9 protein-coding genes are annotated in these 12,973 nt (G+C 67.1%); 4 read left to right on the forward strand and 5 right to left on the reverse strand.

The features are described 5' to 3' along the window. Nucleotides 1-5 precede the first annotated feature (5 nt). From ispH to ACZK29_RS05990, 3 genes are all read left to right on the forward strand, one after another. Nucleotides 6-956 (forward strand): 4-hydroxy-3-methylbut-2-enyl diphosphate reductase, encoded by a 951-nt coding sequence (gene ispH, locus ACZK29_RS05980; RefSeq protein ID WP_111204858.1) that lies wholly within the window; start codon nt 6-8, stop codon nt 954-956. 207 nt (nt 957-1,163) lie between these two features. Next, entirely contained in the window at nt 1,164-3,047 is a 1,884-nt protein-coding gene (locus tag ACZK29_RS05985; RefSeq protein WP_478446796.1) for a M61 family metallopeptidase, read from the forward strand. After that, complete coding sequence (locus ACZK29_RS05990; protein WP_111204862.1) at nt 3,044-3,709, forward strand: lysoplasmalogenase; 666 nt, start codon at nt 3,044-3,046, stop codon at nt 3,707-3,709. The genes ACZK29_RS05985 and ACZK29_RS05990 overlap by 4 nt, the downstream gene beginning before the upstream one ends. Nucleotides 3,710-3,761: 52 nt before the next feature. Here ACZK29_RS05990 and ACZK29_RS05995 read toward each other — a convergent pair whose 3' ends face one another. The 5 genes from ACZK29_RS05995 to ACZK29_RS06015 are packed head-to-tail and all read right to left on the reverse strand — an operon-like array spanning nt 3,762 to nt 9,739. Next, on the reverse strand, nt 3,762-4,493 hold the full coding sequence (locus tag ACZK29_RS05995; RefSeq protein WP_459048436.1) for a hypothetical protein: 732 nt from the start codon (nt 4,491-4,493) through the stop codon (nt 3,762-3,764). After that, nucleotides 4,490-5,446 carry a hypothetical protein gene (locus tag ACZK29_RS06000; protein ID WP_111204866.1) on the reverse strand — a complete coding sequence of 319 codons (957 nt, stop codon included), beginning with the start codon at nt 5,444-5,446 and terminating at the stop codon, nt 4,490-4,492. The genes ACZK29_RS05995 and ACZK29_RS06000 overlap by 4 nt, the downstream gene beginning before the upstream one ends. A 47-nt stretch (nt 5,447-5,493) precedes the next feature. Then, a complete protein-coding gene (locus ACZK29_RS06005; RefSeq protein ID WP_478446797.1) occupies nt 5,494-8,280 on the reverse strand; it encodes a TonB-dependent receptor domain-containing protein in 2,787 nt (928 codons plus the stop codon). 14 nt (nt 8,281-8,294) lie between these two features. Next, nucleotides 8,295-9,263, reverse strand: a complete 969-nt coding sequence (locus tag ACZK29_RS06010; RefSeq protein ID WP_106549441.1) for a FecR family protein — start codon at nt 9,261-9,263, stop codon at nt 8,295-8,297. Beyond that, nucleotides 9,260-9,739 (reverse strand): RNA polymerase sigma factor, encoded by a 480-nt coding sequence (locus tag ACZK29_RS06015; RefSeq protein ID WP_478447071.1) that lies wholly within the window; start codon nt 9,737-9,739, stop codon nt 9,260-9,262. The genes ACZK29_RS06010 and ACZK29_RS06015 overlap by 4 nt, the downstream gene beginning before the upstream one ends. 285 nt (nt 9,740-10,024) lie before the next feature. Between ACZK29_RS06015 and ACZK29_RS06020 the strand changes: the two genes are divergently transcribed. Continuing rightward, complete coding sequence (locus ACZK29_RS06020; protein WP_478446798.1) at nt 10,025-12,895, forward strand: autotransporter domain-containing protein; 2,871 nt, start codon at nt 10,025-10,027, stop codon at nt 12,893-12,895. Nucleotides 12,896-12,973 lie beyond the last annotated feature (78 nt).

Here is a 12,973-nt window from a genome sequence, read left to right on the forward strand (position 1 = left end):
AACTGATGGATGTGCTGCTCGCCAACCCGCGTGGTTTCTGTGCCGGTGTCGATCGTGCGATCGAGATCGTCAAGCGCGCGATCGAAACGCTGGGCGCGCCCATCTATGTCCGCCATGAAGTGGTGCACAACCGCTTCGTGGTGGACGACCTGAAGCAGCGCGGCGCGATCTTCGTCGAGGAACTGGACGAAGTGCCGGACAACAACACGGTCATTTTCAGTGCGCATGGCGTGTCCCAGGCGGTGCGTCAGGAAGCCGAGCGCCGTGGTTTGAAGGTGTTCGACGCCACCTGCCCGCTGGTGACCAAGGTCCACTTCGAAGTCGCCCGCCACTGTCGTGCCGGCCGTGACGTGGTGCTGATCGGCCACGCCGGTCATCCGGAAGTGGAAGGCACCATGGGCCAGTGGAACCGCGAGGCCGGCACCGGCCAGATCTATCTGGTCGAGGATGTCGAGCAGGTTGCCACGCTGCACATCAACCAGCCGGAAAACTTCGCCTACACCACCCAGACCACGCTGTCGGTGGATGACACGCGCGGCATCATCGATGCGCTGCGTGAGCGTTTCCCGGCGATGCAGGGCCCGAAGAACGACGACATCTGCTACGCCACGCAGAACCGCCAGGACGCCGTGCGCGACCTGGCCAAGCGCTGCGACCTGGTCCTGGTGGTCGGTTCGCCGAACAGCTCCAACTCCAACCGATTGAGTGAGCTGGCCCGCCGCGAAGGCGTGGAGTCGTACCTGATCGACGGCGCGCATGAAATCGACCCGGCGTGGGTGGTGGGCAAGCAGCACATCGGCGTGACTGCCGGTGCCTCGGCGCCGCAGGTGCTGGTCGATGGCGTGCTGGCACGCCTGGCCGAGCTGGGCGCCACCGGCGTGGGCGAGCTGGACGGCGAACCGGAATCGATGGTGTTCGCGCTGCCGAAGGAACTGCGCCTGCGTCTGGTCGACTGACCGGGCCTGACTCTGGTGGGTGCGAACCTTGGTTCGCACTGCTTCTGGATGCATCCCATCCACGCATGGCGTGGATCTACCGCTCACGGCCTTGTTACCGGGTTTGCCGCTTCTGGTGGGGTTCGCGCGCCCCATGACCTTTGGCCATGGGGCAGGGCACGTTACAGGCCTAGCATCGGAAGATTCTCCGTTGTTGGAACCTGCCCGATGAAGACCCGAGCCTTGGCGATGTCGTTGCTGTTCGCGCTGGCGGCCACGCCTGCACTGGCGCAGACCTCGCCACCGGCGAACGCGGTGGCCCCCGGCCTGCTGCGCATCGATGTCGACGCGCGCGATCTGGCCCGGCGCATCTTCAAGGTGACCGCTACGGTGCCGGCCAAGCCCGGCCCGATGACCCTGCTGTACCCGCAGTGGATTCCTGGCAACCATTCACCCACCGGCCCGATCGACAAGCTGGCCGGCCTGCGCGTGACCGCCAACGGCAAGCCGCTGGCCTGGCAGCGTGACCAGTTCAACGTCTATGCGTTCAAGGTGGACGTGCCCGAGGGCGTGAGCGAGATCGTCGCCCACTTCGACTTCCTGTCCTCGCAGGGCGGCAGCCAGGGCCGGGTGGTGATGACCCCGGAAATGCTCAACCTGCAGTGGAACGCCAATTCGCTGTATCCGGCCGGCGTCGATGCGCGCAACCTGCAGGCGCAGGCCAGCGTGACCCTGCCCAAGGGCTGGTCGTTCGCAACCGCGCTGGAAACCGCGCGGCGCGACGGTGACACCGTGGTGTTCAAGCCGATCTCGTATGACCATCTGGTCGATTCGCCGTTGTTCGCCGGCGAGCACTACCAGCGCATCGATCTCGATCCGGGCGCGAAGGTGTCGGTGCACCTCAACGTGTTCGCCGACGAGGCCAAGTCGTTGAAGCCGACCGACGCGCAGATCACCCTGCACCGCGCGCTGGTGCAGCAGGCCGACAAGCTCTACGGTGCGCGCCACTACAACCACTATGAGTTCCTGCTGGCGTTGACCGACCGTCTCGGCGGCATCGGCCTGGAGCATCACCGCTCCAGCGAGAACAGTGCCGACCCGGGTTACTTCACCGAGTGGGACAGCAACGCGTGGATGCGCGATCTGCTGCCGCACGAGTACACCCATTCCTGGAACGGCAAGTACCGCCGCGGCGCCGACCTGGCCACGGCCAATTTCAACGTGCCGATGGGCGACAGCCTGCTGTGGGTGTACGAGGGCCAGACCCAGTTCTGGGGCCAGGTACTGGCGGCGCGCTCCGGACTGTGGTCGGTCGCGCAGGCGCGTGACATGCTGGCCAATGTGGCCGCGACCTATGATCGCGGCCGCCCGGGCCTCGCCTGGCGCCCGCTGCAGGACACCACCAACGACCCGACCATCGCCCAGCGCCGCACCCTGCCGTACCGCAACTACCAGATGAGCGAAGACTACTACTCCGGCGGCCAGATGCTGTGGCTGGAGGTGGAAGGCAAGCTGCGCGAGCTGAGCGGCAACCGCCGCAGCCTGGATGACTTCGCGCGTGCATTCTTCGGCGTCGGCAATGGCGACTGGGACGTCAATCCGTACACCTTCGACGATGTGGTCGCGACCTTGAACGGCATCGCGCCGTACGACTGGGCGAGCTTCCTGCGCGGCCGCCTGGATGGCCACGGTCCGTTGACCGGAGGCCTGGAGCTGGCCGGCTGGAAGCTGGTCTACCGCGATACCCCGAACGATGCCTACAAGGCGCAGGAAAAGCGCGCCAAGGGTGCGCTGCTGGCCTATTCGCTGGGCGCGACCGTGCTCGACAGCGGCACGGTCGGTGATGTGATCTGGGACAGCCCGGCGTTCAACGCTGGGCTCGCGCCGGGCATGAAGGTGATCGCGGTGGGCGGCCGCGAATACAGCAGCCAGCGGCTGAAGGACGCGGTGGCCGGCGCGGCGAAGGACAAGGCGCCGATCGTGCTGCTGGTGAAGCAGTTCGACCGCATTGAAACGATGAACATCGACTACCACGGTGGCCTGCAGTACCCGGTGCTGGAGCGTATCGCCGGCAAGCCTGACCGCCTCGCAGAATTGTGGAAGGCCCGATGAAGCCGCGCGCCCGCGATGGCGTGATCCTGCTGATGGCGATCCTGGCCATCGTCGGCGCGTTCCTGCACGGTGACGGGCGCTGGCTGCATTGGCTGGCCAAGCCGACCACCACGCTGCTGATCGCTGCCATCGTCTGGCGCGTGCATGATCCCGCGCAGCCGTTCTATCGACGCGCGGTGCTGGCCGGCATGCTGCTGTCGTGCGTGGGTGACATCGCTTTGATGCTGCCGATGGATGCGTTCGTGCCGGGCCTGGTCGCGTTCCTGTTGGCCCACGTCTGCTACATCGTCGCCTTCCGCGAGGGCCTGCGCGCCGGTCGTGGCCTGGTTGGCGCCGGCGTGCTGCTGGGTGCCTTCGCCGTGCTCAACGTGCTTGGCCTGTGGCCGCACCTGCCGGCGCCAATGCGCATTCCGGTGCTGGCCTACGTGGTGGTGCTGGCGTCGATGGCGGTGCTGGCACTTGCACGCGCATGGGCGCGTCCTCAGGCGGCCGCGCCGGAACCGTGCAGTGCACGCTGGGCGGCAACCGGTGCCGTGCTGTTCGTGGCCAGCGATTCATTGCTGGCCTGGGACCGCTTTGCTGGCGGCCTGCCGCTGGCCAGCCTGCTGGTGTTGTCCACCTACTACGCCGCGCAGTACGCCATCGCCCGCTCCGTAAAATAGAAAAAGGGGACGGAGGTAATTAAGTCGCCATCGGCATCAAGGCACATACGACTTAATCCCCTCCGTCCGTTTTCCTGACGCTGCGCGCGACGCCCTGTGCATCGAACTGCAGGCGCGCCGATTCGCGGTCGCCGTCAACCTCGTCCGGCAGCCATGCCAGCTTGCCGGCCTTGCGCACGATCACGTAGACGTGGCCGACCTCTGAAGCAGGATTCTGAAGTGCGTTGCGCTGCTCCTGCAGTGCCCGCGCCACACGTGGCACGGCATCGAAATCGATGTTGGCCAGCAGCGTGCTGCTGCGTTGCAGGCTGATGGTGGGTGCGAACTGCTGCGGGTTCACCGGATTGCCCTTGCGCCACTGGCCACGTTCGAAGTGGTAGCTGTCGACGTGGCCCGGCTGTTGCGGGTCGACCAGATCGAGGTTGATGCGGCCATCGTCATAGAAGTGGATGCTGTGGAACACCGTCAACCGCTGTCCGGCCAGCGCTGGCAGCTGCTCCAGTGCCTGGCGGGCAGCCAGCAGGTAGTCCGCATCGAACAGGCGATTGTTGCGCTCGGGCGCCGCAGCGGTACTCGCGGCGGGGAAGGGCGCCGGAGATGGCACAAGCGATGCCCGTTGTTCGCGCGGCGACTGTGACGAGACGGAGGGTGGCAACCGGTCCGGCTGTACCGAATGCCCCAGCGTTTCACTGATGGTCTGCACTGCGCCGCCGGCAACGGCCGCGCCCGCCAGAACCAGCAGCAGTACCAGGAACACGGTGCGGGTGGAGGGCGGCTGTTTCATATTCCCTCCAGGCGCACGTTGCTGCGGTCATCCGGGTCGTACAGCAGGGTCACGTGTTCGCGCGGGATGTTGGCCAGGTCGATCAGCGGAATGAAGCGACGCACGCTCACCTGCTGTACGCGGCCGTCACGATCGGTGTACTCCAGCTGGAACTCCACCTGCGGCTGCTCGTTGAGGTAGGTGCCGGTCTGACGCACCTTCAGTACCCTGGCCTCCACGCCGATGCCGCGGTACTTCAACGCGTCGCCGCGCGCATCAGCCTGCAGCAGGCGGCCAAGCAGGCGCAGTCCCAGCGCATAGCCGCACAACACCAGCGGGCACACCAGCAGTGGATGGCCGAACGACAGGAAGGTCCAGCCTAGGCCCTCGCTCTGCAGCCGGTAGGCAAACACATAGGCACTGGCCACCGCCACGATGCCGATCGCTCCGCCGACACCACGACGCCAGAGGCTGGCGACATCCAGTTCGGGCTGCGCCCCCTCCAGCACCACGTTGGGGAACGCGCCCGGTTCGCGGCTCAGGCGAACCTCGATGCGCTGGCCGGCAACGAAACGCTGCAGTCGCGGCTTGCTGTCCACCACCAGCATCTGTTCGTTGATGGGCGTGCCGGACAGGTTCTGGAAGCCCAGCTGCAGCTTCCACTGCGCGAAGCCGCGCACGTGCACGCCGGTCTGCTCGGCCTGTTCGATCAGCGCATCACGCGGTTCGCCATCGGCGAGGATCGAGCGAACGCGATGCAGGGCGCGCGGTGGGCCGAGCAGCAGGAAATGCAGGAACGCGAACAGCAGAGAGAGCCATGCAGCCAGCGACAGCACAAGCAGCAGCAGGGACAGCCACGGCGCGCTGCGATCAGCCAGCGCCACCGGCCAGGAGGTGCCGAAATAGAGGATGCAGGGGAAGGGCAACGCGAAGAACAGCAGGAACGCGCCCCAGAACCAGAGATAGGCTTTCATGGGGGGAGGTGGCAGGCCGGTGGAACAGGGCGCGTAGCGTACTACGCTCAGCGGAACTGCAGGGTAAGCAGGTAGTAACGACCCAGTGGATCGTCCAGTCCCGGCATCTGCCCGCCATTGCCGTCCAGGTAGTTCACCGGCTGCGCATCAAGCACGTTGTGCACGTCCAGCGCCGCGATGACGCGCGGGCCCAGGCGGCGCGCCAGGTGCAGGTTCCAGCGCAGCTGGCGCGGGTTCATGCAGTGGTTCTGTTCGATCTGCCGCTGCGGGCACTCGGCGCCGGGCAGCCATGCACGGGTGCGGCCCACCTGGTTGCCGCGCAGGGCGATGTCCCAGTTGCTGTTCTGCCATTGCACGTTCAGGACCGCCGCCATTTCGGGCGTGACATGTCCGCGCAGGTCGATCGCCGGTTCGTGGTCGCGACGGCGGCGCAGCTCCTGCTGCTTCAGCGCGTCCAGCGAGAACATCCACTGGCCGTTGCTGCCGGTGTCGATCCGGTATTCGCCACGCAGGACCCAGTTGCGGGAGGTGGTACGGCCGATATTGTCGAACGACAGCCGCAGGCTGCTCAGGTTGCCATCCTCATCCAGCTGCCAGGTATCACGGTTCCACACGGCATCGGCTGGCTGCAGCGCGAGGATCTCATTGCGCAGTTCGACGATGTTGTGGGTCAGCGAAAGCGAGAACGCATCGCTGGGTGACCAGGTCGCCGCCAGCGAATGGCTGCGTGAGCTCTCGGCCTTGAGCGTGGTGTTCTCCGCCACATCCGCAGTGACCACACAGCGGCCGTCGGGCTCGCTCTGTGCACAGGGCGGCAGTGCGCTTGAGGCGGGCAGGGTAAGGGTGCCGAACTGTCCTGGTGGACGGCGCTGTTCGAACAGGCTGGGCGCGCGATAGCCGCGGCCGCTGGCCAGCAGGAACGACCAGTGCGGTGTTGGTGTCCAGCGCAGGCCGGCACGGGGCGAGAATGCCGTGTAGTCGCCGTCGTAGTCCCAGCGCGCGGCCACGTCCATGCGCAGTTCCGATGTGAGCGGCAGGCCCAGTTCCGCATACGCGCCGCCACTCTGCCGCGACAGGCGCCGCTGCTGCTGCGGCAGCCCCAGTGCCAGATCGCCCTGGCTCAGCAGGGTGTCCGGGTGGGACGTCCAGCGTTCATGGCGCAGGTCGATACCGGTGGCCAGCTGCGCATTGCCGCCCCGCATCGGCATCAATGCGCGCTGTATGCCCCACCAGCCCTGCCACTGCTCGGTAAGTCCACGGTTGCGGATCGATGGGAACAGCGACGTGGCTTCATCGGCGGGCAATGCATCGAAGCCTGGCAGGAACCTGAGTGACTGCGCAGCCTCGATGAAGGGCTTGGCGCGCACGGTGCCCGGCGTGGACAGAGTGACGTCGCTGCGCTGCGCGCTGATGCCGGCGTCCCAGCTGTGGCTGCCCTGGTCCCGGCCGATGCCCAGGGTGAGGTCGGCGTCGGTGGCACGTACCTGGGGACGCACATTGCCGGCTTCGCGCAGGACGCTGTTGAAGGTGTAGCCGTACAGGCCGAGGGCGACGGCGGTCGGGCCCAGATCGAAGCGCTGCCGGTTGTGGCTGGCGCGGGCTTCGGCATAGACGTAGCGCCCCTGGCCACGCTCATGCCGGTAGCGCACGTAGGCCGACGCGGTATCGGAGGCCGGTTGAAGCGAACGAGGGCGCGAGCTGTCGAACCAGCAGGCGCCATCGCGTCGTTTCAATGGTCCGTCGCAGCGCGTAGCGGGCCAGTAGTCGCCATCGCGGAAGGCACCGATCAGGTATTGCGACGTCTCTGCGTGCCAGTCACGCTGGTCCCCCGCCAGGTGATCGACGCGATGCAGGTCGATGCCTGCGAACCAGCGGTCGCCGTTCCCGCGCAGGCCTCCGGTGGCGGCCTGCACGCGGTACTGGCCAGCGTCGCCACGGCTGCTCAGGCCGGTCTGCAGCGTCGCCTCCGGGCCGTCGGCCTGGTCGCGCAGGATGATGTTGACCACGCCGGACATGGCATCGGCGCCGTAGATGGCCGAAGCACCGCCGCGCACCAGTTCGATGCGTTCGACAAAGCTGAGTGGAATGCCGCCCAGATCGGTGAGCCCGCCCTGCTCCAGCGACACCATCGGGTAGCGGGGCAGGCGCCGGCCATTGACCAGGAACAGGGTGGCGCGTGGTCCCATGCCATCCAGGCTGGTGGTGGCGGCAGCACCGACAGGCAGGTACTGCGAATCGCCACTGCGGGCGCTGCTCATGGCTGGCAGCCCGTTCATGCCGGGCAGGTGCCGCAGCAGGTCGAACAGGCTGCCGTAGCCGCTGCGCAGGATGTCTGCGCGATCGATCGTGGTCACCGGCAGGGTGGTCTGCACGGAGGTGCGCGGCAATCGGCTGCCGGTGACATGGATCGGCGCCAGTTCCACCTGGGGTGGCGACTGCGGGGGCATGTGCGGGCGCGGCGCGACCGTTGCAGGAGCCGGCGGCGCGGCGGCGGGCGCGACGCGGATGCGGCGGACCACGAAGCCTCCGGACGGTGTTCGAAGGATGGTCACCGGCATGCCGGCGACCAGCTGTTTCAGGGCCGATGCTGGATCGGCCTGGCCATGGGTGCCATTGGCATGGAGCCCCGCCAGTTCCCGGGCATCGAACACCAGAGCGATGCCGCTTTGCCGTGCCCATTGCTGCAATGCCGAAGGCAACGGGCCAGCGTTGATGCGGTAGTCGTGGGTGGCGGCCTGATCGCCTGCGAGGGCGGCAGGCGGCGCGGCGACCAGCAGCGCCAGGCACAGCAGGGGGCGGAGCAGCCCCCACTGCAGCGCGCCTGGTCCTGCCATCACCGCAGGCCTCCTCAGTACGTGCGGCGCAGTTCCAGCGCGCCATCCGGGCGCGTCTGGCCAGCAATGGACCAGCCAAGTTCCAGCGCGGACAGCAACTCCTGTGCGTCACCTGCGCGGAACGTGCCGCTGACCGCTAGATCACTGATCTCCGGGTCAGCGATCACCAGCGGTGCATGACCATAGCGGTTCATGCGTTCGACCACGATCGACAGCGGGGTGGCATCGAAGACCAGCTGCCCGTGCAGCCAGCCTTCGGCGGCTGCCGTGGAGGACAGCGCTGGACCGGGCTGGATGCGCCCGGAGGGCAGTACCTGCAGTTGCTGGCCAGGGGCCAGCGTGTGCTGGGCGGCGCCGTTGCTGACTTCCACCGCGCCCTCCAGCAGCGCGACCTCGACCAGGCCATCGTGCAGGCGCTCAACCTGGAAGGTCGTGCCGATATCGCGGATCGTGCTGGTGCCGGCGCGCAGCTGCAATGCCTTGCTTGATGGCGCGACCTGCAGCTGCAGGCGGCCGCGTTCGAGGTCCAGCTCGCGGTGGCGCCAGCCGAAGCGGGCATGCAGCGTCGTGCCGGCATCGAGCATGGCCACGCTGCCATCGGGCAGGGTCAGCCGCTGTGCCTGATGCGTGTCATTGGCAAAGCGTTGCGGGGCAGGGTTGCCATCCACCGCTACCATCCAGCCCACGCCGATGGCCAGGCAGATACCTGCGGCTGCGGCCGCAGCAGGCAGCCAGCGGCGCCGGGCAGGCCGTGCCGCGCGCGCCGCAGCCGTCCGCAGCCACGGGTCCGCAGCCAGGCCCTGGCCCTGCTGGAAAAGGTCTTCGGCCTGCACCCAGGCTTTGACATGGGCAGGGTCTTCAGCAAGCCAGTCTTCGAACGACTCGCGTTCGGCCGCGGTGCAGTCCGGAGCTTCCAGACGCGCCACCCAGGTGCTGGCGCGTGCGAACAGCGAGGCGTCTTCCCTATGCCGGTGGCTGCTCATTCGGTATCCCTGTCGTTGTGCAGCGGATCCGGTCCCAACTCCTGGCGCAGGCCCTGCAGGGCGCGGGCGATATGTTTTTCCACGGTCTTGGCTGTAATTCCACAGTGCCGCGCGATCTGTGTATAGCTCATGCCGGTGATCCGGTTGAGCAGGTACACCTCGCGCGCGCGCTCGGGCAGTTTGAAAAGGGCCTGCCGCAGCAGGGACAACATCTGCCCGGACTCTGCCTGGCGCAAGGGGTCCGGCGACAGGCTGGTGGGCTCGTCGTGACCATCATGCTCGGCCAGTGACAGGTGCGGTCGCGACTGCGGCGATCGGCCGCGATCGGCCAGGCGATTGCGCGCGATACGATACAGCAGCAGGCGCAGTTCGTCGGTGCCGTGCGCGCGATAACGGATCAGCCGCTCCATGCAGTCCTGCGCGATGTCCTCCGCATCCTCCGGCCCGACGCCCCGTGTGCGCAGGAACGCGCACAGTGGCGCGCGTTCCTCGCGTACGAACGCGATGAAGGCGTCCGCAGGCGCGTGTGGCTCCGGCGCGTGGTGGATCAGGGGGGACGGGACGGACAGGGCTGGCCTCGGCTGACGTTGGCGGATGCGCCTTCGAGTTTTACGCGACGATGATCGGATGGGGAAGAGTGTGTGGTGCTCCTCTCTCATTGTGAATGCATTCATTTTTCCTGGCCTGGCGGGCTGGGGGAGATTCCGGCGCTTTGCCGTTTGACTCCTTACCCGCGTGTTGCGGGTGGAGAGAGAGAACGTATGAAGCATTCGAAGTTGAGCCTGGCCCTGGCCGGGCTGATCGCCGTTGGCGCCATCGCGGCGGCTGATGACGTCATGGCAATGAGTTATCACGTGCAGGGGGATCGCATCTTCCTGAGCGGCGGGGTGACCTACGCCGATGTGGTGTCGTTGCCCGCGTTGCTGGCCAAGGCACAGGCCGAGGGCCGGCCGATCCGCGAAGTGGTGCTGCGCACCTCCAACGGTGGCGCGCTGATCGCCGGCGAGTGGCTGCAGGGCGTGATCCGCACGTCCGGCCTGAACACCATCGTGTCCGGCCACTGCATTTCGTCCTGCTCGATCATGCAGTCCGGTGGCGTCGAGCGCTATCTGGCCGGTGACCTGCCGATCGTCGATTCGGTACAGATCCACGCGGCCAGCAACAGCGGCAAAGTGATCTACACGCCGTCGCCGCGGATGACCCAGATCTACACCGGCAACTACGGCGGCGGCATCGATGCCGGGCTGCTGCACAAGGCCATGTATGAAGTCGTGCAGCCCAACGGCCTGCTGGTGTTCCGCGATCCGGCGCGCACCACGGGTGCCTCGGTCACTTTCGATCCTGATGGCAGCGGCAGCAAGCTGGAGTCGTTCCCGGGGCAGGACATCTACAACAACAGGATCATCACCGCGAAGGGCTACCGCGATCCGGGCGATACATTGAATGTCGCCGCCAACGTGAGCGGCGACATCAACCCGGGCTACCTGCGCACCGGTCGCCAGCTGCAGACCTTCGTCGATGATGATTTCGCGCGCTGGAACACCAACTGGCAGTCCAGCTACATCAACCTGGCGCAGAGCATCTACAACGCGTCCAGCAATGGTCCGCAGGGCATCGGCGCGAACTCGGTACAGGACTACCAGAACGATCCCACATACAAGGCCCTGCTGCTGTCCAAGCTGCGCCTGGGCGACCTGGATGCGTCCACGCTGGACAACTCCATGGGCGTGATCCGCGTGACCAGCGGCGCGACATGGCGGACCTCCGCGACCACCGGTGCCGACTTCATGCTGGTCGACAACGGCACCATCGCGCTGGAAGGCGGCGCCCTGCGCGCTTCGGAGGTGCGGGTAATGGGCGCAGGCATGCTGGTCGGCAATGGTGACGTGGCCGGCACCGCTATGGATCTCAGTGCGCTGGCCAGCGGTAGCCGCCCGTCCTGGCGCGAGGACGGCTTCAACCGCCTGCGCGTGTACGGGACCCTGATGCCGCGCGGCGGCGATCTGGTCACCCATGGCTACGTCAACATCATGCCGGGCGGGAAGGTGTTGTTCGATGTGACCGAGAACGGCGGGACGGGCAGTGGCCGCTTGCGCGTAGGCAGTTTCTTCGACAGCAAGCAGACCGACGGCGCGCTGGTGATCTCCAAAGGGGCCTTCCTCGAACTGAACGTGGCGCAGGGTTACTACGGTCAGGACTTCCGCCGTGACCTGGTGCAGGGCCCGATCTACCAGGGCGGCTTCGAAGAGGTCGTGCGTCTGGGGGACACCGGCTACAGCGCCAGCATCACCGGCGGCGAAGTGTTCCGCCCACGCCACAACTCGCTGCTGAGCTTCAACGTGAAACAGACCGCGGATGGCCTGTGGTTGACCGCCAACCCGGGCTTCGACCAGCTGGGGCTGTTTGCCAATGGTGCTTCGGGCGATGCCCTTGGCCGTGCGCTGGCGACCGCTTCCGATCGCAGGGATGGTGGCCTGAAGTCGCTGCTCGGCGCGCTGCAGTTCGCCGACCGTGATGTGATCGCACAGCAGGCCGGTGCCCTGCGCGGTGACGCGCACGCGAGCCTGCGCCTGGCCGACAACGCATTGGTGGGCAGCGTTGGCAACGTGGTGCAGCAGCACCAGGCCGCGATGCGCAGTGGCGGTGATGCCGACGGCCTGGCCTCGCAGGCCGCGCAATCGGTGTCTGCGCAGCCGGGCATGCGCCACGGCAGCCTGTTCAACCAGCTGGCCATGCATCTGGTCGAGCCGGCGGCGGGTGGCGGTGAAGGCAGTGGCTCTGGTCGCAACCATGGCCTGTGGGCGCGAGGTTTCGCCAGCCACGGCCGCATCGATGCCGACGGTGGCGTGGCCGGCTTGAGCCATAACATCGGCGGCGTCGTCGTCGGTGCCGATACCCGCGTTGCCGATGACCGCGTCACCCTGGGCGTCAGCGTGGCAGCGGCAGATATGTCGACCAAGGGCCGCGACGGCTCCGACTTCAGCGGTGACGTGCGCGCGCTGGACGTGGGCGGCTACCTGGACGCGACCTATTCGCGCGGCTATCTGTCGGCGGCGGTGCGCTACACCGACCTGCGTCACGACACCCGCCGCAGCGTCAGTGGGATCGATGGCCTGCAGCAGCCGCTGCGCGCCAAGTACAGCAACGATGCGATCTCCGCGCGGGTGGAACACGCGTTCTCGTTCACCACCGGCAAGGGCCTGGTGATCCAGCCGTTGTTGCCGGTGGTGGACTACGCGCGTACCTCGGCCACGCGCTTCAATGAAGGGCAGGGCGCGGGTGCTCTGGTCGGTCGCAGCGGCAGCCTGGAGAGCATCCGTGTGGGTGCCGGCCTGCAGCTGTTCAGGACCTTCGAGGGCAACAACGGCGAGCGCATCACCCCGCGTGCGCGCGTGGTCTGGCAGAAGGAACTGGGCGACTCGCAGGCGCGCTACAGCACCGGCTTCGCCGCAGCACCGGATTTGGTGTTCGGTGCCAGCAGCCAGGCCGTGGGCGAGCAGGTGCTGACCTGGAACGTCGGCGTGACCAGTCGCGCCAGCGAGCGCCTGTCGATCATGGCCGACTACGTGGGTGAGCGCCGCGACGGGCAGATCCAGAACGGCGTGATGCTGGGCCTGGGCTACCGGTTCTAAGTAAGTGGCAGGGGGTACCGGCGATGCCTGCATCGCCGGTGCCATCCCCATGCGTGCGTGGCTGCGGTATGGTCGGCA

Source organism: Stenotrophomonas sp. 89682_Sma (assembly GCF_056481405.1).